Source organism: Herbidospora galbida, from assembly GCF_005233835.1.
Taxonomy (GTDB): domain Bacteria; phylum Actinomycetota; class Actinomycetes; order Streptosporangiales; family Streptosporangiaceae; genus Herbidospora; species Herbidospora galbida.
On record NZ_SZQA01000004.1, the window covers coordinates 206672 to 228943 of the forward strand.

A 22272-nucleotide genomic window follows, 5' to 3' on the forward strand; every position below is an offset into this window, starting at 1 on the left:
CGCCCAGGAGATTCCTTGCCGGACCCGGAGTACACCCGAGACTTCTTCATCCACCACGCGGACGACGACGTGGCCTGGGCGGAATGGATCGCGTGCGAACTGGAACAGGCCGGCTACGGGGTGATCCTGACCGCGTGGGACATCCGGCCCGGGCACAACCGCCTGGAAGAGATCGACAAGGCACTGGCCACCAGCCGCCACACCCTCCACCTCCTGTCCTCCGAGCAGGACGCGGAAGCGGTCGTGCGCACGGCGGCGCAACACCAAGGACTGGCGGGCAAGGAACGGGCCCTGATCCCCATCCGGCTGCGCGACGGTGACGTGGCGGGGTCCGTCGCCGCGCTGCAGCCGATCGACCTCTGCGACGTCGACGAGGACGAGGCGCGGCGGCGTCTTCTCAGCGGTGTGGGAAATTCGACGGAACGGGTCGCACGCGGCGGCTTTCCCAACAAGTCGGCGAAGCCGGTGCGTTTCCCCGGTGCCGAGCAGGAGGTGTGGGAACTCCGGGGGCATCGCTCCGACCCGCGTTTCACCGGGCGCGACGAACTCCTGGCGGATCTCCATCGGGACCTCAGGGCGTCGGCCATACAGGCGATCACGGGGTTGGGCGGACTGGGGAAGACCCAGGTGGCCATCGAATACGCGTTCCGGCATGGCGGGTCTTATGACCTGATCTGGTGGATCCGCGCCGAGGACCCGGCCACGCTGCGGGGCGACTACGTCGAACTGGCGAAGGAACTGGGCCTGCCGTTCGACACCGACGACCAGGCCATCGCGGCTCTGCGTCAGTCACTGCGGCGGCGGAGGAACTGGCTACTCCTTTTCGACAACGCGGAAGACCCGAAGGAACTGCTCCCCCTCCTCCCCGAGAAGCTCACCGGCCACGTGCTCATAACGTCCCGAAAGCCGGAATGGCCCCATGTGCAGGTGCGGCACCTGGACATGCTGACCGTTCCCGCTGCGGTGGAGTATCTGAGGCAGTGGGGACGGATGTCCGACGCGGACACCGCAAGAGAACTGGCGGAAGCGCTGGGGTGTCTTCCGCTGGCCTTGGCCCAGGCGGCGAGTGTCATAGCCGACGGGATGTCGGCCGCCGAATACCTCGAGCACCTCCGCAAGGAGTCGCCGGCCCTCTTCGCGGCGGGAAGTCACCAGGAGACGATCGCCTCGACGTGGCGGGTGTCCTTCGACCGCTTGGCAGATCGCTCACCGGCCGCCGTAGCCCTCTTCCGCCTTGCGGCCTTCCTCGGGGCAGAGGCGATTCCGCTCGACCAACTCGTCCCGGTAACAGGCATGCCTGCCGAGTTGGCTGAGGTACTGAAGGATCCGTTCAAGCGAGTCGCGGCGACGAAGGCTCTCGGCGAATATTCCCTGGCCAAAACCGGCGACGGTTTGATGTCGATACATCGAATAGTGCAAGCCGTCACCCGAGCCGAACTCGGTGCCGATCAAACACGCTGGGCGGAAATCGCACTCAACGCGACGAGCAACACGTTCCCCAGCGAGGTCGAGACCCCTGGTTCCTGGCCTGCCTGCGAGACGATGCTCGCCCACGCGCTTTCCAGTGCCGAGCACGCTCAGCGAATCGAAGCCGATGTCACGAAGACCAGTGACCTGCTGGATCGGATCGCACGCTATCTCCTCGCTCGCGGACGACTGGAGCGGGCGGCCTCGGTCGTCGAGACTGCTTTGAAATCGGCCGGGTTTTCCGCCGACGCTCTCGACTATCTTCGCTGTCGTAACACGCAAGGTCTGATCCTGCTGAGCCGAGGGGACTTTCCCGGGGCACGGCAAGCACAAGAAGAAGTCTACCGGGCCAGAATCCAGAAGCTCGGGGCGCATGATGTGGACACCCTTCGCGCCGGCCGCGATTTCGTCGAGGCGCTCTTTCGGCAGGGCCACTGGGCGCAGGCCACCGAAGTGCAGAACGAACTCGTCGACGCCTTCACCGCGATCCTCGGAGCAGAGGACCTGGAATCCGTCACCGCCGTTGCATATCAGGCGACACTGATTGGCGCGGCCGGATTATACCGAGAAGCCCGCACTCTGGAAGAACGTGTTGTGGAGATGCGCTTTCGGCTTCTCGGCGAGGAACACACCGACACCCTCAAAGCGAACGCCAACCTCGCCGCGACTCTCCGCGCGTTGGGCGAATTCCGCCAGGCCCGCACCATTCAAGAACACGTCCTCGCGGCCCGCAAACGCATCCTCGGCGACGAACACCCGCACACGCTCGACGCGAATGCCAACCTGGCCTCCACCCTCCGCGAGTTGGGCGAATTCCGCCAGGCCCGCACCCTGGAAGAACACGTCCTCACCGCCCGCAAACGCATCCTCGGCGACGAACACCCCCATACCCTCACCGCCAACGCCCACCTCGCCATCACCCTCAACATGTTGGGCGAGTCCCACGAAGCGCGCACCATACAGGAACACGTCTTCACCGCAAGCCAGCGCATCCTCGGCGACGAACACCCCCATACCCTCACTGCCAACGCCAACCTCGCCGACACGCTCCGCAGGTTGGGCGAGTACCGCCAAGCCCGCACCATGCAAGAACACGTCCTCACCGCCCGCAAACGCATCCTCGGCGACGAACACCCCGACACCCTTACCGCCAACGCCAACCTCGCGGCCACCCTCCGCGAGTTGGGCGAGTACCGCCAAGCCCGCACCCTGGAAGAACACGTCCTCACCGCCCGCAAACGCATCCTCGGCGACGAACACCCCGACACCCTCACCGCCAACGCCCACCTCGCGGCCACCCTCCACGCGTTGGGCGAGTACCGCCAAGCCCGCACCATGCAAGAACACGTCCTCACCGCCCGCAAACGCATCCTCGGCGACGAACACCCCGACACCCTCACCGTGATCGCCCACCTCGCCATCACCCTCAATGCGCTGGAAGAGACGGCTGACGCCCGCCTGTTGCTTCGAGAAGCCCTGGACATCAGCGTGCGTGCCCATGGCAAGAAGAACCCGTTGACGTCGAGAATGGCGATGGAGCTGGCCTCCGTCTTCTCCTCACCTCACGAGGCGAATGCGAAGAAGGCGATCATCGTCCAGCACCTGTCCTGGTTGTCCAAGGAACCGCCCGGCAATCTGAGCGGAGAGCAGAAGACCATAAAGGAGCGCATCAAAGGTCTCCTGTTCGGCGGAGGAAAAGCGGGCAAGCGTCGTCAGCCGAAAGGAAGGAAGTAGGGCGCGTTCAGGGGATGACTTCCGGAGAAGGAACGCCCCGATGCGGCGGTACCGTCAGGAGAGCTTCGGGCTCGTCCGGCTTGCTCCGATCGGGGTGAAGGTGAAGGTGTCGCCGAACCTGCCGGTGCCGCAGCGGGCCGCCAGCAGGGCCGGTTCCTTGTACATGGCCCGTTCGCCTCCGGGACCGCGTCCGTTCCAGAAGTGGAAGAAAATCATGAGGTCGGCGACGTTGCCGGAGGAGTAGGCGAGGGTCTTGCCGAAGTAGGGATTGCTCCCGCCGATGAACACGGAAGGCGCGCCGAACCTGTCGCGCACCTCGGTGAACGTCCGGTCGCTGCCGCATACGACCGCCAGGTCGTCACGCATCGACGCGTACTCTTCGGCGGTCAGCAGCCGATCCGTCCGCAACCATCCCTGGGATCTCGCGAACTCCGCGTAGACCGAGGCCACCGCGTGGTCATCTCCGTCAGGAGTTCCCAAGACGTTCCTGATCGCTCCCTGCACGCCGGTCGGCGCCAACGCCCCCCGCGAGCGCATCGTCTCCTGCTCCGCTCTCCACGTCTCCTCTCTGCCGTCGACGTAGGCGTAATGGTCGAAGACGACGCGAAGGGCGGTCTCGTTGCCGTACAGGCCGGGACGGCGCAACACGTCGTTGAGCTGGTCGGCGAGGTAGTCGCGGATCTCTTCGGCCGAGCGCGGGGTCATCGGTCCTTCAGGGAGGTGATCGCGCCGCCGAGCCGGTCGGCCAGGTGGGTGATGGCGGAGACCGTCCGGGTCGTCGGGTCGTCTTCTTGCCCGCCCATCGCCTTCGCCCGTCGGTAGGCGGCCTTGACCTCCTCCCACCTCACTTTTTGGACGTCGGTCAGCACCCCGCGAAGCTCCGCCAGCTTGAGCAGGTTCGCCTCCGCCCCCGAGGTGAGAGTCTGCGCCTCCCCCAGGTAGTGGTCGTCGATGATGCCCTCCAGCTCGGCGTCCGTCAGCACCGGCACGATGCGCTGCGCGAGCTTGTTCATGTTCCGGTACGACCCCTGCAGCAGGAACGGAGGTTCGGTCCGGCTGGCGTCGGACTGGGCGGCGGAGGCGATGTAGGCCCGGTTGTTGGCCAGCACCACTTCCTGCAGCCGCAGCATCTTCCGCAGCACGCTGAGGATCTGGTCGAGCTCCACGGTGCCGTACGGATGCGAGAGCTGGTCGGCGCTCCCCTCCCCGCGAGCCAGCCGCACCAGCTTCTCGATCTCGCCGTAGTCGGACACGGGAGCCAGCACGGAGTTCGCCGTCAGGGCGTTCTCGATGTAGCTCAGCGCGAAGAGGTCGTCCTTCCCGCTCAGCACCTCACCCAGGTTCCACACGTCGGCGCGGTTGGCCAGCATGTCGGGCACCCGGAACACCTGCCCCGACTCCGTGTACGGGTTGCCGGCCATGCACACCGCGAACCGCTTCCCCCGCAGGTCGTACGTCCGGGCCGTCCCGTTCCACACGCCTTCCATCCGCCGCTGCGCGTCGCACAGCGAGATGAACTTCTGCAGCAGCTCGGGCGAGGTGTGCTGGATGTCGTCCAGGTAGAGCAGCACGTTGCTGCCCATCTCCAGCGCGAACGAGATCTTCTCGACCTCCGACCGCGACGTCGCGTCGGGCGCGTCGGCGGGGTCGACCGAGGTCACCTCATGCCCGAGGGCAGGGCCGTTGACCTTGACGAACACCAGGCCCAGGCGGCTGGCGACGTACTCCATCAGGGTCGTCTTGCCATAACCGGGCGGGGAGATCAGCAGCAGCAGGCCCGTCCCGTGGTCGAGCTGCTTGGCCAGGTTGTCGCCGATCAGCGGCAGGTAGACCTGGTCGATCAGCGCGTTCCGGACGAAGGAGTCCATGACCTTGGGGCGGTATTCGTCCAGACGCAGGCGCTTCTTCTCGCCGGCCACCAGTTCGGCGCGGCGGCGCTGGTAGTCCCGGTACGCCGGGACCCGCTCCGACCGGAAGATCCGGGTCCGGGCGAGGAACTCGTCGAGGCGCAGGTCCATCGAGCGGCCCTGGATGCGCGGGTGGGCGCCGAGCAGGCCTTCGACGACGCCGTCGAGGGTCGCGGCGGAGTCGTAGCGGGGCAGGTCGCACAGCAGGAGCGAGACGACCTCGGGTGAGACGTCGCCCTTGCCGAAGGCGGCCAGCCAGGCGCGGGCGAGCTGGATGCGGGCGGGCAGGTCCAGCGTCGACAGTTCGGCGGTGAAGGCCGCGAAGCGTTCGGCTCCCAGGGCCTCCTGGAAGCCGTCCAGGAACGCCCGCGCCGCCGTGGAGGTGACGAAGCCGGACGGCGCGGCGGCGAGCTCCTCGATCAGGTAGTCGGCGGCCAGGGCGGCCGGGCCGTCGAGACAGCCGTGGGCCTCGATCGCCGAGGCCAGTTCCTCCGCCAGCGCCTGCAGCGCCTCCGCGCCGCCGCCGAACAGCTCCCTGGCCCGGGTGAGGGACTGGGCCCTGACCTCCCAGGTCGGCGACGGGTTTCCGTACGCCCAGAAGAACTGCGCCGTCGCGCGCGCCGAGGGCAGGTGGCGCAGGAGGCCCGCCGCGGCGTGCAGGCGGGTCACGACGTCGAGGATCTTCACGGTGTCGTGGTCGTGGACGCCCCGCTCGTAGCCCTCGTCGTAGCGCGACTCGGCCGCCCGCCGGACCGCCTCCGCGGGGTCCCCTTCGACGGGGAACAGCGACGCGGCCAGGTATTCGGCCCGGTAGACCTCCGCCGTCTCCGACACGAGCAGCTGGTCCCAGAAGTGGCGGGTGTCGGTGAAGCCGGTCACGGGGGCGCGGTAGTCGGTTCCGGTGATGGCGAACGACAGCGATCCCTCGTGCGGCACCAGGGTCAGGTCGAGCGGCTGGGTGTTGACGGCGAAGCGGTGGCGGCCCAGTTTGACCGTGTCGCCGTCGAACAGGTCGGTGCGGTCCTTCAGGGCGCGGCCGGCCTCCTGGCGGGCGGCGCGCACCCGGCCGTCGAGCTCGTCAGCTCTGACCGAGTCGCCGAGTTCCCGCAGGTCAGCCGCCACCGCGCGGAGCTTGGCGACCATCGGGTCGGCGGCGAAGTAGGCGTTGACCTCGTCCAGTGACGCCAGCGTCGAGGAGCGGCGGCGCACGGTCCCGAGGATGCGGTCGGCCGACTCGGAGAGCCGGTCGGCCCGCCGCGCGCGGTCGTCGAGGAGGGTCTGCTTGCGGGCCGAGAACGCCTCGTAGACCTCTTCGCGTTTGCGTTCGAGCTGCGACAGGAAGTCGTCGAACTCGCCGAAGCGGGACTCCAGGCCCTCGATCTGGAGCAGCAGCCGTCCGAGGCGCTCGTCGCACCTCTCGGGGGTGTCGGCGCCGGTCAGCCCGGCCGTCACGGCCTGGCCGAGGAGGCCGAACTCGGCGGCGAACTCCGCCCGGCCCTCGGCGGCGAGGAGTTCCCGCCGCCGTGCGTCGAGGGTGGCGCGCACGCGGTTGATTTCGGCGAGGACCGCGCCGACCTTCTCCAGGATGACGGTGCGGGCGGTCGCCTCGACCTCCAGCGTCCCGACCACCTCGACGAGGGTCTCCAGGCCGTCGGACTGCGCCGCCAGCCGCTCGGTGACGGGCGCGGCGCCGGCCACGGTCGTGATCGCCTCGGCCTCCTCCGCGAGGCCGGAGACGGTGCCGTGGAAGCCCGCGAACGCGTCGTCGCGCTGCAGGTCGGCGACCACCTGGGCGGCGGTCTCCGTCACCTGGCCCTCGACGGTCTCCATGAGCGCGTCGAGGGCGGTCAGGTCGGCGTACCGGCGCTCCCGCAGTGTCACCAGGTGGCCCTGGGCCCGGCGCAGTTCGGCCAGGCGGGCGACGCCGGTCGAGCGGATCGCCGCGATCTGCTCGCGCGCCCCGGCCACCGCGTGGGCGGCGTCCTCGGTCAGGCGCTGCACGTTCTCGAACTCGTCGAGGACCTGCTCGGCCGTCCCGCGCAGCGCGGTCAGCGGCTCGCTCAGGGAGTGCTCGCCGAGCCAGTGGTAGGCGTCGGAGATGCGGTCGCAGGAGGCGATCAGCGCCTCGAAGACGGCCTGCGCGGGCGCCATCTCGCCCACCATCCGCGCCACCGACAGGCAGTCGGAGATGCCCCTGACCAGCTCGCCGTTGCCGATGCGCTCCAGCGGGCCGGTGCCGACCGGGGTGGCCGACTCGACGGCGAACGGGGTGTCCCACACCTGCATCGGGTGGACCCGCGACGGCTCGTCGGAGGTCGCCCGGAACACCACCAGCGTGCCGTCGTCGAACAGCGAGTAGCCGTGACAGGGCAGCGGGTTGGCCACCTCCTTGCGGATCACGTTGTACGGCAGCAGGAGATAACGCCCCTCCTCCCGCGCGTGGAAGACGTAGAGCACGTCCTCCTCGCTCCGGATCACCCGCTCGAACTCCAGCGCGGCGACGTCGGTCTCGAACGTCTTGGCCACGCCGGTCGTCAGGTAGTAGCCGCCGGGGAAGATGATCCCCTGGTCCTCCGGGAGCCGCTGGCAGGCCTGGCCGATGCCGTCGAGCCTGGTCACGCTCTTGGTACGGGTGTTGAAGACCAGATAGCGCCAGTCGGTCTCCTTGTAGGGCCGGATCTTGAGCAGGATCAGCGGCCCGACCCGCGCGTGGAGGACGTCGGCGTCGGCGAGGCTCTGCAGCCGCTCGGTGACCGGTTCGGAGTAGACGCCCTCCCCCGACTCGGTGTTGTTCTCGACCTTGATGGTCAGGTCGCCGCCGACGGTCTCGACGAACAGCTCACCGGCGATGGAGATGTGCGGATGCCGCCCGAGCACGTGGTCGTCGCGGGTGGTCTCGACCCACTCGAAGTCGTGCGAGGGCGGCAGGACGTGGTCGCGCTCGCCCCGCGAGTCGAGGTAGGACAGCGCGCCGTCGGCCGTCATCGTCCAGCGCAGCACCCGGATGTCCTGCGGCCCGGTCTGGAAGATCGCCAGGAGCTTGCCCTCGATCTTCCGCAGTTGCAGCAGCCGGGTGTCCTTGTAGTAGCGGTAGAGCTCGCCGAAGTCCTTCTCGAAGGCCGGGTCGCCGAGCACGCTCTCGGACCCCGAGAAGGTGAAGGCGTCGCCGTCGCGCGAGAAGTGGTGGAAGGAGAAGACGTCGGAGACGCTCGTCTGCGGGCGCAGGCCGATGAACACGTTGTAGCCGAAGATCATGGTGTCGCCGGCGGAGACCACGTCCCGGGGCACGCAGTTGTTCTCGGTACGGATGCGCTCGGTCCCCACCAGCCGCATCTCCGAGCCGCCGAACACCGCGAGGCGCCGGGTGTTGAGCTCCTCGGCCCGGCCGGCCAGTTCCTTGGCCTGTTCGGCCAGCCGGGCGCGGAGGATCTCGTAGGTGCCGGCGTCGAGTCCCGTCACTTCTCGACCGGGGTGATCGCCGGGCTGCCGCCGTTCTTCATCAGGGTGGCGAGGAACGCCGACACGGTCATGTCACGCACGGCGCCCGAGTCGACCCCGGACACGATCTTGGCGAGGTCGGCGCTGAGGCTGGCGTCGCCGTTCAGGTAGGGGTCGGCGAGGGTGCGGGCCACCTCGGAGTTGTCGACGAAGCCGTCGATGCTCTTGCCCATGGTCACCGCGCCGACGAGCTTGTCGAAGAAGACGCTGTCGCCGCCGACGATGTCGATGTTGGCCTTCGACAGGCCGGCCGACAGGACCTCGGCCTGCGCCTCGGCGACCCTGCGGTGCACCTCGACCCCGGCCAGGCGGATCTCCTTCTCGGCCTCCAGCCGCAGGCGGTACTCCTCGTGGACGCGGCTCGCGTCGGACATCGCGGCCAGCGCCGCGGCCTTCTCGGTGAGACCCTCGGCCTCGGCCTTCAGCTTCTCCCCGACCATCATCGCGGCGGCCACGGCCTTGGCCTGCTCGCCGTCGGCCTCGGCCTTCAGGCGCTCGCGGGTGCCCTCGGCCGACGCCAGCGCCTTCTCGCGCTCGACGATCGCCTCGGCCTTGCCGACCTTCTCGATCGCGGCGGCGGCGCGCTCCTTGACCTGCACCTCGGCCAGGCCCGTCGCGGCGGCCTCGGCCTGCACGCCCTCGGCGAGCCGGATCTTGGCGCGGGCGTCGAGCTCGGCGGCCTGCTGGCGCGACTCGGCCAGCACCAGGGCCTCGCGCGCCTTGAACTTCGACGCGGCCTCGGCGGCCTCGGCGGCCTTGATGTCCTTGACCAGGTTCTCCTGCGCCTCGGCCTCGGCGGCGATGATGACCGACTGGCGAGTGCGCTCGGCCTCCTCGATGACGCGCAGGCGCTTGATCTGCTCCTCCTGCTCGGCCACCGTCTTCTCGACCGCGATGCGCTCGCGCATGACCTCGGCGATCGAGCGCTTCTCGACCTCGAGCTCCTTCTCCTTGGCGATGCGCGACAGCTCGGTCTCCCGCTCGCGGGCGATGACCTCCAGCAGGCGGTCCTTCTCGATGCGCTCGCTCTCGATGGCGATCACGCGCTCGCGGTTCTTCTCGGCGACGGCGACCTCGCGGGCCTTGTTCTCGCTCTGGACGCCGATCTGCTCGTCGGTCTTGATGGCCGCGGCCTGGGCCTTGAGGCGCTCCTCGGCGCGGACCCGGGAGATCTCGGCCTCCTCGCGGGCCCGCATGGTCTCGACCTCGCGCTTCTGCTTGATCTCGGCGTCGGCCTGGCGGCGCTCCAGTTCGAGGATGGCCTCCCGGGCGTCGACGTTCTGCCGGGTGATCTCCTTCTCCTCGTTGCGCTGGAACTCGTTGGTCCGGACGTGCTCGATCGCGGTCAGCTCGGTGATCTTGCGGATGCCCTGGGCGTCGAGGATGTTGGCCGGGTCGAGCTTGGACAGCGGGGTCTGCTCCAGGTAGTCGATGGCCGCGTCCTCCAGCGAGTAGCCGTTGAGGTCGGTGCCGATGACGCGGATGATCTGGTCGCGGAACTCGTCGCGCTGGGTGTAGAGGTCGACGAAGTCGAGCTGCTTGCCGACGGTCTTGAGCGCCTCGGAGAACTTGGCGTTGAACAGGGCCTGGAGGGTCGACTCGTCGCTGGCGCGGGCGGTGCCGATGGCCTGGGCGACCTTCACCACGTCCTCGGCGGTCTTGTTCACGCGTACGAAAAACGTGATCTTGATGTCGGCGCGGATGTTGTCGCGGCAGATCAGGCCCTCGTGGCCCGATCGCTCGATCTCGATGGTCTTCACCGAGATGTCCATGAACTCGGCCTTGTGCAGCACCGGTAAGACCACGGCGCCGGTGAAGGTGACGTCGACCCGGCGCACCTTCGACACGATCAGGGCCTTGCCCTGCTCGACCTTGCGGAACAGCCGGCTGACCACGATCACCAGCGCGACGAGCACGATCAGGACGACCGCGATGAGTATGCCGGCTCCCGCCGAGATGACGTCCATGAAGTTACAGGCCCCCTTCGTAAGGCATGACCCAGAAGAACTCGCCTTCCGCGTCATATTGGAAGATCAGCGCGGCCCCGCCCGCGCGGAAGCTGTCGGCGCCGGTCTGGCGCACCTGGATGACCGAGGTCGAGCCGTCGACGGCCCTGATCTCGGCCTGACCGAAGTCGGTGGAGACCGACTGGGTTCTGATGACGCAGATCTGCCCGACGAAGTCGTGCCGTGAGGGCACCTTCTCGGGCGCGGGCGTGAGGCGGCGTACCAGGAACGCGGCGCCGAGGCCCACAGCGAGCGCGGCGGCCAGGACGACCCAGCCGAGCGCCGGTAACAGCACGGATCCGGCCAGCGCGGCGAACCACCCCGCGGCCACGAACCCCGAGACCTCGGCCGCCGGAAGAGCGTCGAGGTCGACCACGCCGAAGGCCACGAGCAGCCAGAACCCGATGACGACGATCAGCGCGAAGCTGAACAGGACAGCCGGGAAACCTAATGCGGCGTCCAGGAAATCGCGCAACTTCTATCCCCTTTACGGCAATTGCGCCGTCCCCCTTGCAAACGTGGAATCTATCAGCGAGGTTCCGCAGGGAATAGGGTTATTCATGCCGTTTGCCGCTGCCGCGCGACGGCCCAAATCCCCAACGCCGCCAGCGCGGCGATCTCGGTGAACACCAGCCCGCGCTCGACCGCCCCGAGCCCGACCGGCATCGCCCGCCACCAGGGGATCCCGTCGCGGGCGGCGGTGAAGCCGACCAGCGCGATCCCGGCGATCCACACCACGGCCCCGAACCCGAGCGCCGCCGCCACCCTCGCCATCGTGTCGCGCCACGGCCGGGCCAGCAGCAGCACGGCGACCGGCAGGCAGACGAAGGCCACCACGCTGCCGACGCGATGGATCGACCCGGAGAACGACGGCCCGACGGACCAGTCGTGCTTGGGGAAGGTGGCCACGATCAGCAAGCCGAGGCTCCATCCGAACAGGGCGACCACGCCGAGGGGCCTGGCCCTGCGCTGCGCGACGAGGGTCGCCCCGATGCCGAGCGACCCCAGCGCGATCAGCGCCACCGAGACGCCGAACAGCCAGGCGTGCTCGCCCAACTGGTGTTCGCTGATCGTCCGGCGGGTCAGGTCGATGCCCGAGGAGAACTCAAGGGTCAGGATGGCGGCCGCGGCCACGGTGATGGCTCCGAGACCGGCCTGGGCGGGAACGCGCATGCCTTCTAAAATGCCACCATGCTCGTGGTGCAGCGGGTGCTGACTCGCTGGTCCAAGGCCGGTCGCGGTGCGGCCGCGGCCACGCTGCGGGGGTCGCTGCCGGATCGGGTGCCGCTGCCGGCCTGCACCGGAGACGTCGTCTTCCACGACGTGCTGCTCACACCGCGCGCCGAGACACTCCGGGAACTGACGCTGCCCGCGACCGTGGCCGGCCTGCGCCTCCACCCGGACGGCCGGGTGTCCCGCGCCGCCGTGCTCGCTTCCCACCCGCGCCACCGGCGGCCGGACGACCTGTTCACCCTGGCCCCCGGCCAGCGGGCCCGCTATCGGGCCAACTTCCGCTTCAGCGGTTACAGCCTGGAGTGGTACTACGAACAGTGGACCGTCACGCTCGCCCACGACGTCGGTCTGGAGGGCGGGTTCGACCACGAGGTCGACGACCGCGTCAGCCTCTATCCCTGAGGGTCTTCAGCGCCCGGTCGGCGTGGTCGCTCATCATGACCTCGTTGTGGATGACGTCGAGCACCCGGAAGTCGGTGTCGATGACGAAGGTGACCCGCCGGGTGACGAACGGCCCGACGGCGACCGAACGGCGTACCCCCATCTGCCTGGCCACCACACCGTCTTCGTCGGACAGCAGCGGGTAGCCGAGCCGGTTGGTCTCGGCGAACAGCTTCTGCCGTTTCACCTTGTCTTTGCTGATCCCGACGCGGAGCGCTCCAACGGCTTCGAATTCGGCGGCGAGGTCACGGAAGTGGCACGTCTCGGCGGTGCACCCGGAGGTCATGGCGGCGGGATAGAAGAAGAGCACGACGGGCCCTTCTTCGAGGAACTCGCTCAGGCGACGGGTCTCCCCGTTCTCGTCCGGAAGCGCGAAGTCCGCGACGAGCTCACCGATATTCATGCGTCACTTTCTACCAGTGCGAGGTGTCGGGAATCATCCGCCCGAACCACCACATCCGCCCAATCCTGCGGCCTGACCTCGTCGGCGTACCGTTCGAAGGCCGGGAGGGTCCACTGTTCTTCGGTACGCCGCTCCAACGCCCTCTTCGACAGGCTCAGGTGGACGGAGAAGTCGAAGGGCAGCCCCTGCCCGAGGAGCAGCGGCCCGTCGACGACGACGACCGCGTTCTCCGGGAGGACCTGGTAGGGCGCACGGGTGGCCCGGTCTCTGACCGGGTCCCACAGCGAGGGGATGACCCGGCCGGTGCCGCCGGGTTCGAGCGGCTGGAGGACCTCCCGGGTCAGGCCCTTCACGTCGAGCCAGCCGTCGTAGTAGGAGTCGGGGTCGTGCCGGCCGAACTCGTAGCGGAGCGAGGCGGGCCTGAGGAAGTCCTTGGCCGACACCCGCAGGACGTTCCGGCGGACCCGCAGCCCCTCGGCGACCCGGTCGGCCAGTTCCCACGGCCGGGCCGCGTCGGCGCCGTCGACGGCCACCCGCACCCACCCGGAGCGGTCGGAGATCGTCTCGACCAGCTCCGCGACGAGCCCTTCGACGGAGACCGGCCGCACACCCATCAGGCCATCATGCCGTCGCCGGTAGGGGCGATCTACAGTGGGCGGATGGGCATGGTGAACACGGTCGGGCTGGTCCTGCATCCGCGCCGCGACTCCAAAGAGGCCATCGACACGATCATCGAGTGGGCTCGGGGGCGGGGCGTGACGGTGCTGGGGCTGCCCGAGGAGGTCGGGCGGATCGACTGCAGCGCCCTGCCCGTCGGGCCCGCCGAACTCGCGGCGCGGTCCGACCTGATGGTCAGCCTCGGCGGCGACGGGACCATGCTGCGGGCGATGCGGCTGATCTCCGGGCTGCCGACGCCGGTGCTCGGGGTCAATCTGGGCAAGCTCGGGTTCCTGGCCGAGATCGACGTCGAGGAGCTGCCTCCGGCGCTGACGGCCATCGACGGCCACGAGCACTTCGTCGAGGCGCGGATGGCCGTCCGGACGCTGCTGCCCGACGACGGCGAGGTGCTGGCGTTCAACGACATCGCGCTGGTCCGGCACCCCGGCGACGGGATGGCGGCCGTGGCGGTGTCGGTGGCGGGGCATCCGTTCGTCCGGCTGGCGGCCGACGCGGTGATCGTGGCGACCTCGACCGGGTCGACGGCCTACAGCTTCTCGGCGGGAGGGCCGATCGTCTCGCCCAACGTCGAGGGGTTCCTGGTCGTGCCTGCGGCGGCGCACTCGACGTTCAACCGGGCGCTGGTGCTGTCGGCCGACGAGGAGGTGACGCTGGAGGTGCTGCCGACCAGCGGGCACATCGCGGTCGAGGTCGACGGGACGATCGCCGGGCACCTGTCTCCCGGTGACCGGATCACCGTCACGGCGGTCCGGGCGGCGGCCCGGGTGGTGCGGCTGGGGGCGACGTCGTTCTACGAGCGGGCCCGGCGGAAGCTGCGCGTCAACGGGAGCGCCGAGGTCGACTAGCCGTTCAGGTCGTCGAGCCGGGCCAGCAGGTGGCGGCGTTCCGGTTCGCTGCCGACCAGCTCCAGGGCCTCGCGGAAGGCCGTGGCCGCCTCGGCCGAACGGCCCAGCCGGCGCAGCAGTTCGCCCCGGGCGGCCGGATAGACGTGCAGGCCGCGCAGCCGGGGTTCGGCGGCCAGGTCGTCGAGCAGGGCCAGGCCCGCTTCCGGGCCGTCGCGCATGGCGACGGCGACGGCGCGGTTGAGGTCGACCACCGGCGAGGGGGTCAGCGACCGGAGGACGTCGTACAGGAAGACGATCTGGGGCCAGTCGGTGGGCTCCTCGTCGTGCAGGGCGGCGATGGCGGCCTGGACGCCGTAGGGACCGGGTGGGCCGCCGGTCAGGGCGGTCACGACCAGGGGCTCGCCTTCGTCGATCATGGCGCGGTCCCACAGGGAACGGTCCTGGTCTTCCAGGAGGACCAGCCCGCCGTCGGGGCCGGTGCGGGCGGCGCGGCGGGCGTGGGTGAGCAGCATCAGCGCCAGCAGGCCGGTGACCTCGCGTTCGCCCGGCAGGAGGCGGTGCAGGATGCGGGCCAGGCGCAGCGCCTCCTCGGCCAGGTCGTGGCGGACGAGGTCGGGGCCGGCGCTGGCGGCGTAGCCCTCGGTGAAGATCGAGTAGATCGCCTGGAGCACGCCGGGCAGGCGGGCCGGGAGCTCGTGGGGCTCCGGCACGCGGAACGGGATGCGCGCCCCGCTGATCTTCTTCTTGGCCCTGACCAGGCGTTTCGCCATGGTCTCGACCGGCACCAGATAGGCCCGCGCCACCTCGGCGGTGGTCAGGCCGGCCAGGTAGCGCAGGGTGAGCGCGCCGCGGTCGGCCTCGGGCAGCGCCGGGTGGGAGCAGGTGAAGAACAGCCGCAGCCGCTCGTCGGGCAGCACGCCGTCGGCGACCGGCGGCGCGGCCCGGTCGGCCTCGACCTGCAGCAGGGCCAGCCGGGCGGCGTACGTCTGGTCGCGGCGGAGCCGGTCGACCGCGCGGCGGCGGGCGGTGGTCATCAGCCAGGCCCCCGGGCTGGCCGGCACACCGTCGACCGGCCACCGGATCAGGGCGGCCTCGATCGCCTCCGAGGTGACCTCTTCGGCCAGGTCGAGGTCGCCGAACCGCCGGACGAGCGCGGCCAGCAGCCGGCCGCGCTCCTCACGGAAGATCGCCTCGACCGACGCGTTGACGTCGCCGGTCACGGGCGTCAGGGGAAGTCGACGAGCGGGCGGACCACCATCCGGCCGCCGAAGCGCGCCCCCGGGCAGCGGGCGGCCCAGTCGGTCGCCGCGTCGAGGTCGGGCACGTCGATGAGGTAGTAGCCGCCGAGCACCTCGCGGGCCTCGGCGAAGGGGCCGTCGGTGACGACGGTCTCGCCGCCGTCGGTGACCTGGACGCTCGTGGTGAGGCTCTGGTCGGCCAGCGGGGCGCTGGCGACCCAGACGCCGGCGTCGGTGAGGGCCTTGCCGTAGTCCATCCAGTCGTCGACCGTGCACTTCTCGCTGGCGCCGTGGATCAGCAGCATGTATTTCATCAGTACTGCTCGCATTCCCGCAGCACGACCGCGCCGCCCTCCCAGGACCCGGGACACCTGGCCGCCCAGTCGAGGGCGGTCTGCTTGTCGGGCACGTCGAGCACGTAGTAGCCGCCGAGGACCTCGCGGGTCTCCGCGAACGGGCCGTCGGTCACGACGCGCTCGGCGCCGTCGACGCGGACGGTGGTGGCCTGCGCGACGTCGGTGAGGGACTCGCCGGACACGTAGACGCCGGCGTCCTTGACCGACTTGTCGTAGGCCACCCAGGCCTCGAAGTCGCCCGCCGCGCCGCCGCTGTAGATCAAGAGCATGTATTTCACGAGCTCGTGCTCCTCTGTTCTCGTGGTCTGACGGGATGACGACGAACGGGCCGGGGCCAGATGGACACCGGGCCGGAAAAACTTTTCTCCGACGCTACAACCAGCGCGAACCCGTTAACGTCCCCTCATGTTGACCGTGCACAACGCCGCCCTGCGCGGCCGCTCCGGCCGGTGGTCGCTGACCGCCGAGCGGGGCCGCCTCACCTCGATCACCCCCGATTCCGGTACGACCCCCGCCGGCCCCGCCCTCGACGCCGGGGGCGACCTGGTCACCGAGCCGTTCGTCGACGCCCACCTCCACCTCTGCAAGGTCCACACGCTCGACCTGGCGGGCGAGGGGCCGCTGGCGGCGTACACGAAGGGAACCATGGGCGCGGCCATGGACGCCATCGACGGCGCCTCGGCCGTGAAGACCCACCAGACCGAGGAGGCCGTCACCGAGCGTGCCCGGTCGGCCCTGGTCGAGTCGGTCCGGCACGGGGTGCGGGCGGTGCAGGCGTTCGCCGACGTCGACCCGGTCGCCGGGCTGACCGGCGTGAAGGCCCTGCTGGCGCTGAAGGAGGAGTTCGCCGAGTTCGTCGACGTCAAGGTCGTCGCCTTCCCCCAGGACGGCCTGCTGAAGGCCCCCGGCACCGAGGAGCTCGTCGAGCAGGCGGTCGGCCTGGGCGCCGACGTGGTCGGCGGCATCCCGTGGATCGAGTTCACCGACGCCGACGCCGCGGAGCACGTCCGGCGGATGGTGGCGCTGGCCAAGCGCACCGGGAAGCGGGTCGCGATGCTGGTGGACGACGCGGGCGACCCCGGCCTGCGCACCACGGAGACCCTCGCCGCCGAGCTGATCGCCCACGACATGGTGGGCCGCGCCAGCGCCCAGCACGCCCGCGCGATGGCCCTCTACCCCGAGCCCTACCTGCGCCGGCTGACCGGCCTGATCACCAGGGCGGGCCTCGGCCTGGTCAGCGACCCGCACACCGGCCCGCTGCACCTGCCCGTCTTCCCCCTGACCGACGCCGGGGTGCCGGTCGCGCTGGGCCAGGACGACATCGAGGACGCCTACTACCCCTTCGGCCGCCACAACCTGCTGGAGGTCGCCTTCCTGGCCGCGCACGTCCTCGGCCCGAGCCGCCTCGACGACCTGTACGACATGGTCACCACCACCGCCGCCCGCGTGATCGGCCGGGACTCGGGCGGCCTGAAGGAGGGCGCCGCGGCCGACTTCGTCGTCCTCGACGGGACCACGATCAGGGAGGCGCTGACCCGCCACAACCCGCCCCGGCACGTCGTCGTGGGCGGCCGGGTGGTCGCCTCGACGAAGTCCGCGACCCACTTTCCCGCGTTCCCCGGAAAATCGGCGTAACCCCCTTTATGGTGAGGTCTCGGTGCGGAGCGACCCGTGTACGGACGGTCACCGCAAGAGATCTTTCCCCTGATGGAGGCCCCGTGCAGGCGGACGACCTGGCCGGGCTGGCGACCGACGAGCGGTTCCGCCTGCTCAAAGCACGGTTCCGGCGACTGGCGCTGACGATCGTTGGAGCGTTCCTGGGCTGGTATTTCCTCTACATCGCCCTGTCGGCCTTCGCCCGCGACTTCATGGCCCTGCCCGCGATCGGCAACGTCAACGTCGCGCTGCTGCTCGGCGTGCTGCAGTTCGTCTCGACGTTCGCGCTGGCCTGGCGCTACACCCGCTACGCCCGGCGGATGCTCGACCCGCTGTCGGCCGAGCTGCGCGACGAGGCCGGTCAGCGCCAGGCCGAACGCGAACGGGAACGCCGCATCCTGGCCGAGCGCCACCGCATCGAGAACTGGACGCGCCGATGACCATCGGGCTGTTCGCCGTCTTCATCGTGATCACCCTCGGGGTGACGATCTGGGCCCGGGTCAACACCAAGGGCACCGACGACTTCTACGCCGGCGGCCGGGCGTTCTCGGGCGCGCAGAACGGCCTGGCGCTCGCGGGCGACTACATGTCGGCGGCGTCGTTCCTCGGCATCGCCGGGATCATCGCGCTGTCGGGCTACGACGGGTTCCTCTACTCGATCGGCTTCCTGGTGGCGTGGCTGCTGACGCTGCTGCTGGTCGAGCTGATGCGCAACGCGGGCCGGTTCACCATGGCCGACGTGCTGTCCTACCGGGTCGGCAGGCGGCCGACGGTGCGCACCGCCGCCGCCGTCTCGACCGTGACCGTGTCGGTGTTCTACCTGGTCGCGCAGATGGTCGGCGCGGGCGCGCTGGTGTCGCTGCTGCTCGGCATCCACCCGGGCGAGACCTACATGGGCATCTCGCCGGAGGCCGCCAAGGTCATCACGATCCTGGTCGTCGGCATGATGATGATCTTCTACGTCAGCTACGGCGGCATGAAGGGCACCACCTGGGTGCAGATCATCAAGGCCGTGCTGCTGATGGCCGGGACCCTCGCGCTGACCGTCCTGGTGCTGAGCCGGTTCGGCTTCAACCTGAGCGAGATGCTGGGCGCGGCCGACGCGCGCAGCGGACGGCCCGGCGAGTTCCTCAACCCCGGCCAGCGCTACGCGAAGGACGCCGACGGCATCGTCGGCAAACTCGACTTCGTCAGCCTGGCGGTCGCGCTGGTGCTCGGCACGGCTGGGCTCCCGCACATCGTCGGCCGGTTCTTCACGGTGCCCGACGCGCGGGCCGCCCGGACGTCGGTGAACTGGGCGATCGGCCTGGTCGGCGCCTTCTACCTGATGACCCTCGCGCTCGGGTTCGGAGCGGCCGCGCTGGTCGGGCAGCAGGCCATCACCGCGCAGGACCCGTCGGGCAACACCGCCGCGCTGCAACTCGCGCGGGCGGTCGGCGAGTCGGTGGCCGGGCCGGTCGGCGGGGAGATCCTGCTCGCCTTCATCGGCGCGGTGGCGTTCGCGACGATCCTGGCCGTGGTGTCGGGGCTGGTGCTGGCGTCGTCGACGTCGCTCGCGCACGACTTCTTCGGGCACGTGCTGATGTTCGGCAAGCCGAAGGAGTCGCAGGAGGTCGCGGTGGCGCGCTTCTCGGCGTTCGTCATCGGCGTGTTCGCGGTGTTCCTGGCCGTGCTGGTGCGCGACATGAACGTGGCGTTCCTGGTGGCGCTGGCCTTCGCGATGGCCGCCTCGGCGAACCTGCCGGCGATCGTGCTGTCGCTGTTCTGGCGGCGCTTCAACTCGACCGGCGTGGTCTGCGGCGTCTACGGCGGCCTGCTGGGCTCGATCGTGCTCGTGGCGCTGTCGCCGGTGCTGTCGGGCGGGCCGCGCTCGCTGCTGCCGCCGCCGGTCGACTTCCACGTGTTCCCGCTGGAGAACCCCGGGCTGGTGTCGATCCCGTTCGCGTTCTTGTGCGCGGTGGTCGGAACGCTGCTGAGCAGGGAGAAGGCCGACCCGGGCCGCTATTCGGAGCTGTCCGTACGCGCCCTCACCGGCGCCGGGGCGCACGGGCAGTCGACGAAGAATGTCGGTGGCGCTCGTTAGCGTGGCCGCATGGCGGTTCCCCGACGACTGACCCTGGCGGTCGACGCGCTCGATCTGCCGCCCGACGCGTGGGTTCTGGAGATCGGGTGCGGCCGAGGGGGCGCCGCGCGGCTGGTGCTCGAGAAGCTGACGACCGGCCGCTACCTCGGGGTCGACCGGTCCGAGACCGCCGTCAGGGCCGCGCGCGAGAAGGTGCCGGGGGCCGACTTCCGGTGTGAGGCGCTGGAACGGCTGTCGGTCGAGGGCGAGTTCGACGTCATCTTCGCGGTCAACGTCAACCACTTCTGGGCGCGCGATCCGGCCGCCGAGATGGAGCGGCTGCTGGCCCTGCTGGCTCCGGGCGGCTCGCTCACGCTCGTCTACGAGACGCCCGCCGAGCGGTCGGCCGAGCTCGGCGACCGGCTGGCCGAGGTGTTCGCCCGCCACGGCCTCCGGCCCGAGGTGAGCGTGCTCGGGCCGAAGGTGTTCGCGGTGGCGGGTCAGTCGCCCAGGGCCTCCCAGACCTCCCACAGATGACCGCTGACCGGCTGGTAGTAGACCTTCACCGTCACCGGGCCCGCGTGCCTGATGGCCTTCCTGAAGGCCGTCGCGCTGCACGGCTTGGTGCCGATGCCGGCCTCCTCGTTCGGGACGTTCGCGGTCCAGCGGTCGGAGCAGCTCTTCGTCACGCGGTTGAACCCGAGGTGGGTGTAGCGGAGCTTCACGGCGGCCCTGCCGTGGCGCTTGAACAGCACCGTCCGGTCGTCGACGCGGGTCAGCTGACCGTAGGCGGTGACCGGGTTGGTCGGGACGGCGAGGAACTCGGCGACGGTGGTCAGCGACGGCGTGATGGTGATCTTCACCGGGGCCGGGCCGAGGCTGAGCACGAACTTGAGGTCGAGGGCGTCGCAGTCGGTGGTGCCCAGGCCCTTCTTGTCCTGCCTGATCCGGCCCTCGGTCTCCTTCAGGTCGCACGCGGTGGTGATGCGGCGGAAGCGCACGCCGTCGGTGAAGATCCGGCGCTCCTTCGCGCCCGCGACGGTGGTCAGCTTGTAGCGGCGGACGCCGTGCTGCGTGACGAGCTTGGCCTTGGCCGGAGTGATGCGCAGATGGTTGGAACCGTCCGCCCAGGCGTAGCCGTAGATGGTCTGTGTCTTCGCGGTGGCGGCGGCGGGTGCGGCCATGAGCGTGGTCGCGGCCAGCGCGGTCACGGCGGCGGCGATGAGCGGGCGGGTCATTCGGTTTCCCCCGGGGGTGGTCGGTTCGTGCTGAAAACGTCTCTCGGGGAGTGGGACTCGCCGATGACGGTGAAAGTTCATGGCCCTCGATGGTCGTGACGCAACTGGAATCGCCCATGGGGGCGGGATGTTCTAGCAATTCGTGGAGGTAATGAGATGTTCACACTGATGGCCGTGCACGCCCATCCCGATGACGAGGTGATGGGAACGGGCGGCGTCTTCGCCCATTACGCCGCTCAGGGCGTGCGAACGGTGCTGGTCACGTGCACCAATGGCGAGCAGGGAGACGGGCCCGACGGGGTGAAACCGGGCGAGCCCGGTCACGACGACGAGGCGGTGGCGAAGGTCCGGCTGGCGGAGCTGCGCGAGTCGGCGGCCCATCTGGGCATCTCCGACGTGGAGCTGCTCGGCTACCGCGACTCGGGCATGGACGGCTGGGACGGCAACCGCCACGAGCGCGCGTTCGCCAACGTCCCGGTCGACGAGGCGGCCGAACGGGTGGCCGAGCTGATGCGGAAGTACCAGCCGCAGGTGGTGCTCACCTACGACGAGAACGGCGGCTACGGCCACCCCGACCACATCCAGGCCCACCGGGTGGCGGCGCGGGCGGTCGAGCTGAGCGGCGTACCGGCGAAGTTCTACTACACCGCCACCCCGCGCAGCTGGATGAAGGACATGTACGACGGCATGGTCGCCGCCGGCATGGAGACCGAGGGGTGGGACGAATACGAGAGCTGGACCACCCCCGACGAGGAGATCAGCGCGATCCTCGACACCTCGGCCTACGTCGAGCACAAGATCAAGGCGATCAGTGCCCACGGCAGCCAGGGCGACAGCGCGTTCTTCCTGGGCCTGCCGCCCGAGACGCAGCGGCTGATGTTCTCGGGCGAGGCGTTCACGCTGGTGAAGTCGACGGTTCCGGCGTACGACGGGGTCGAGGACGACCTGTTCCGCGGGCTTCGCTAGGCCTTGCGGCGGGCGCGTTCGGCGTCGACGTTGAGCGCCGCCCGCACCCCCGCCGGATCGGGCGCCATACCGGTCCGGCGGATGGTCTCCGAGGTGATCTTCCCGGCCTGGAAGACCTTCGTGGCCTGCACGATCGTCTCCGAGCCGAAGTAGAAGGCGACGGCGACGGTCATGAACTGGCGCAGCGTGTCCCAGAACTCCTTGCGGTCGTCGAGCGGGCCGATGACGAACGCGTAGGTGTTCAGCAGCAGCCACGCCACGAACAGCGCGCCCGCCAGGGCGACCCGCATCTTCCTCACCGACGCGTAGAGGCCGAAGAACGCCACGATGCCGGTCAGCGTGACCGTGGCGCCGACGATCCACTGCTCGGTGAGCGTGGTCGGCACCGTGAGCAGGATCCACGACGTGGTGACCAGCGCCGCCAGCAGGAACCCGGTGAACACCAGGCCGCGTACCGAGACCTCCTCCGCGTCCCGCGTGTCGGTCAAGGAGAACATCGCGGGGCGCGGCGGCTGCACCGGCTCGGCCATATGGAACGCTCCTG

Annotated in this window: 20 protein-coding genes; 8 read left to right on the top strand and 12 right to left on the bottom strand. The window is 69.8% G+C overall.

From position 1 onward, the window contains the following. Positions 1-15 precede the first annotated feature (15 nt). Entirely contained in the window at positions 16-3201 is a 3186-nt protein-coding gene (gene fxsT / locus FDA94_RS07225; RefSeq protein WP_170990819.1) for an FxSxx-COOH system tetratricopeptide repeat protein, read from the top strand. 54 nt (positions 3202-3255) lie between these two features. Here the strand turns inward: fxsT and FDA94_RS07230 are convergent, their stop codons facing one another. The 5 genes from FDA94_RS07230 to FDA94_RS07250 all read right to left on the bottom strand — a co-directional run bounded on the left by FDA94_RS07230 (position 3256) and on the right by FDA94_RS07250 (position 11785). Further along, complete coding sequence (locus FDA94_RS07230) at positions 3256-3906, bottom strand: hypothetical protein (RefSeq protein WP_137246244.1); 651 nt, start codon at positions 3904-3906, stop codon at positions 3256-3258. Continuing rightward, on the bottom strand, positions 3903-8567 hold the full coding sequence (locus FDA94_RS07235) for a DNA repair ATPase (protein ID WP_137246246.1): 4665 nt from the start codon (positions 8565-8567) through the stop codon (positions 3903-3905). Before FDA94_RS07235 ends, FDA94_RS07230 begins: the two co-directional genes overlap by 4 nt. Beyond that, positions 8564-10573 (bottom strand): flotillin family protein, encoded by a 2010-nt coding sequence (locus FDA94_RS07240; protein WP_137246248.1) that lies wholly within the window; start codon positions 10571-10573, stop codon positions 8564-8566. The genes FDA94_RS07235 and FDA94_RS07240 overlap by 4 nt, the downstream gene beginning before the upstream one ends. Before the next feature lie 4 nt (positions 10574-10577). Next, positions 10578-11087 (bottom strand): hypothetical protein, encoded by a 510-nt coding sequence (locus FDA94_RS07245; protein ID WP_137246250.1) that lies wholly within the window; start codon positions 11085-11087, stop codon positions 10578-10580. 83 nt (positions 11088-11170) lie between these two features. Continuing rightward, a complete protein-coding gene (locus FDA94_RS07250) occupies positions 11171-11785 on the bottom strand; it encodes a DUF998 domain-containing protein (RefSeq protein ID WP_137246252.1) in 615 nt (204 codons plus the stop codon). Positions 11786-11803: 18 nt separating this feature from the next. On the opposite strand from FDA94_RS07250, the gene FDA94_RS07255 reads away from it, so the two are divergent. Continuing rightward, positions 11804-12247: a hypothetical protein gene (locus tag FDA94_RS07255; protein ID WP_137246253.1), complete on the top strand. Its 444-nt coding sequence runs from the start codon at positions 11804-11806 to the stop codon at positions 12245-12247. Here FDA94_RS07255 and FDA94_RS07260 read toward each other — a convergent pair. Both FDA94_RS07260 and FDA94_RS07265 read right to left on the bottom strand, forming a co-directional pair. Then, entirely contained in the window at positions 12231-12689 is a 459-nt protein-coding gene (locus FDA94_RS07260) for a peroxiredoxin (protein ID WP_137246254.1), read from the bottom strand. The genes FDA94_RS07255 and FDA94_RS07260 overlap by 17 nt on opposite strands. Beyond that, complete coding sequence (locus FDA94_RS07265; RefSeq protein WP_137246255.1) at positions 12686-13303, bottom strand: nucleoside/nucleotide kinase family protein; 618 nt, start codon at positions 13301-13303, stop codon at positions 12686-12688. The genes FDA94_RS07260 and FDA94_RS07265 overlap by 4 nt, the downstream gene beginning before the upstream one ends. Before the next feature lie 45 nt (positions 13304-13348). Between FDA94_RS07265 and FDA94_RS07270 the strand changes: the two genes are divergently transcribed. After that, positions 13349-14212 carry an NAD(+)/NADH kinase gene (locus FDA94_RS07270; protein ID WP_170990820.1) on the top strand — a complete coding sequence of 288 codons (864 nt, stop codon included), beginning with the start codon at positions 13349-13351 and terminating at the stop codon, positions 14210-14212. Here the strand turns inward: FDA94_RS07270 and FDA94_RS07275 are convergent. The 3 genes from FDA94_RS07275 to FDA94_RS07285 are packed head-to-tail and all read right to left on the bottom strand — an operon-like array spanning position 14209 to position 16075. Beyond that, positions 14209-15432, bottom strand: coding sequence for an RNA polymerase sigma factor (locus FDA94_RS07275; RefSeq protein ID WP_212735214.1), 1224 nt, complete (start codon positions 15430-15432; stop codon positions 14209-14211). The genes FDA94_RS07270 and FDA94_RS07275 overlap by 4 nt on opposite strands. Before the next feature lie 5 nt (positions 15433-15437). Continuing rightward, entirely contained in the window at positions 15438-15764 is a 327-nt protein-coding gene (locus FDA94_RS07280) for a YciI family protein (RefSeq protein ID WP_137246256.1), read from the bottom strand. Next, complete coding sequence (locus FDA94_RS07285; protein ID WP_246059613.1) at positions 15764-16075, bottom strand: YciI family protein; 312 nt, start codon at positions 16073-16075, stop codon at positions 15764-15766. Before FDA94_RS07285 ends, FDA94_RS07280 begins: the two co-directional genes overlap by 1 nt. 136 nt (positions 16076-16211) lie before the next feature. On the opposite strand from FDA94_RS07285, the gene FDA94_RS07290 reads away from it, so the two are divergent. The 4 genes from FDA94_RS07290 (at position 16212) to FDA94_RS07305 (ending at position 20061) form a co-directional block, all read left to right on the top strand. Beyond that, entirely contained in the window at positions 16212-17441 is a 1230-nt protein-coding gene (locus tag FDA94_RS07290; RefSeq protein ID WP_137246258.1) for an amidohydrolase family protein, read from the top strand. Between the two features lie 83 nt (positions 17442-17524). Further along, positions 17525-17902: a DUF485 domain-containing protein gene (locus FDA94_RS07295; RefSeq protein ID WP_063817951.1), complete on the top strand. Its 378-nt coding sequence runs from the start codon at positions 17525-17527 to the stop codon at positions 17900-17902. Further along, complete coding sequence (locus tag FDA94_RS07300; protein ID WP_137246260.1) at positions 17899-19545, top strand: solute symporter family protein; 1647 nt, start codon at positions 17899-17901, stop codon at positions 19543-19545. The genes FDA94_RS07295 and FDA94_RS07300 overlap by 4 nt, the downstream gene beginning before the upstream one ends. 9 nt (positions 19546-19554) lie before the next feature. After that, the gene (locus tag FDA94_RS07305; protein WP_137246261.1) at positions 19555-20061 is read left to right on the top strand and encodes a class I SAM-dependent methyltransferase; all 507 of its coding nucleotides are present in this window, start codon (positions 19555-19557) and stop codon (positions 20059-20061) included. Here FDA94_RS07305 and FDA94_RS07310 read toward each other — a convergent pair. Beyond that, positions 20025-20762, bottom strand: a complete 738-nt coding sequence (locus tag FDA94_RS07310; RefSeq protein ID WP_137246262.1) for a hypothetical protein — start codon at positions 20760-20762, stop codon at positions 20025-20027. The genes FDA94_RS07305 and FDA94_RS07310 overlap by 37 nt on opposite strands. 156 nt (positions 20763-20918) lie before the next feature. On the opposite strand from FDA94_RS07310, the gene FDA94_RS07315 reads away from it, so the two are divergent. Next, positions 20919-21728: a PIG-L family deacetylase gene (locus tag FDA94_RS07315; protein WP_137246263.1), complete on the top strand. Its 810-nt coding sequence runs from the start codon at positions 20919-20921 to the stop codon at positions 21726-21728. Here FDA94_RS07315 and FDA94_RS07320 read toward each other — a convergent pair. Next, on the bottom strand, positions 21725-22258 hold the full coding sequence (locus FDA94_RS07320; protein WP_137246264.1) for a hypothetical protein: 534 nt from the start codon (positions 22256-22258) through the stop codon (positions 21725-21727). The genes FDA94_RS07315 and FDA94_RS07320 overlap by 4 nt on opposite strands. Between the last annotated feature and the right edge of the window lie 14 nt (positions 22259-22272).

What these genes read in the sequence shown, in the direction of transcription:
- FDA94_RS07250 (WP_137246252.1), bottom strand. Translation starts at nt 11,785, where the DNA reads ATGCGCGTTCCCGCCCAGGCCGGTCTCGGAGCCATCACCGTGGCCGCG.
- FDA94_RS07280 (WP_137246256.1), bottom strand. Translation starts at nt 15,764, where the DNA reads ATGAAATACATGCTGCTGATCCACGGCGCCAGCGAGAAGTGCACGGTC.
- FDA94_RS07230 (WP_137246244.1), bottom strand. Translation starts at nt 3,906, where the DNA reads ATGACCCCGCGCTCGGCCGAAGAGATCCGCGACTACCTCGCCGACCAG.
- FDA94_RS07260 (WP_137246254.1), bottom strand. Translation starts at nt 12,689, where the DNA reads ATGAATATCGGTGAGCTCGTCGCGGACTTCGCGCTTCCGGACGAGAAC.
- FDA94_RS07310 (WP_137246262.1), bottom strand. Translation starts at nt 20,762, where the DNA reads ATGACCCGCCCGCTCATCGCCGCCGCCGTGACCGCGCTGGCCGCGACC.
- FDA94_RS07290 (WP_137246258.1), top strand. Translation starts at nt 16,212, where the DNA reads ATGTTGACCGTGCACAACGCCGCCCTGCGCGGCCGCTCCGGCCGGTGG.
- FDA94_RS07305 (WP_137246261.1), top strand. Translation starts at nt 19,555, where the DNA reads ATGGCGGTTCCCCGACGACTGACCCTGGCGGTCGACGCGCTCGATCTG.
- FDA94_RS07285 (WP_246059613.1), bottom strand. Translation starts at nt 16,075, where the DNA reads ATGCTCTTGATCTACAGCGGCGGCGCGGCGGGCGACTTCGAGGCCTGG.
- FDA94_RS07300 (WP_137246260.1), top strand. Translation starts at nt 17,899, where the DNA reads ATGACCATCGGGCTGTTCGCCGTCTTCATCGTGATCACCCTCGGGGTG.
- FDA94_RS07315 (WP_137246263.1), top strand. Translation starts at nt 20,919, where the DNA reads ATGTTCACACTGATGGCCGTGCACGCCCATCCCGATGACGAGGTGATG.
- FDA94_RS07270 (WP_170990820.1), top strand. Translation starts at nt 13,349, where the DNA reads ATGGGCATGGTGAACACGGTCGGGCTGGTCCTGCATCCGCGCCGCGAC.
- FDA94_RS07255 (WP_137246253.1), top strand. Translation starts at nt 11,804, where the DNA reads ATGCTCGTGGTGCAGCGGGTGCTGACTCGCTGGTCCAAGGCCGGTCGC.
- FDA94_RS07240 (WP_137246248.1), bottom strand. Translation starts at nt 10,573, where the DNA reads ATGGACGTCATCTCGGCGGGAGCCGGCATACTCATCGCGGTCGTCCTG.
- FDA94_RS07320 (WP_137246264.1), bottom strand. Translation starts at nt 22,258, where the DNA reads ATGGCCGAGCCGGTGCAGCCGCCGCGCCCCGCGATGTTCTCCTTGACC.
- FDA94_RS07265 (WP_137246255.1), bottom strand. Translation starts at nt 13,303, where the DNA reads ATGGGTGTGCGGCCGGTCTCCGTCGAAGGGCTCGTCGCGGAGCTGGTC.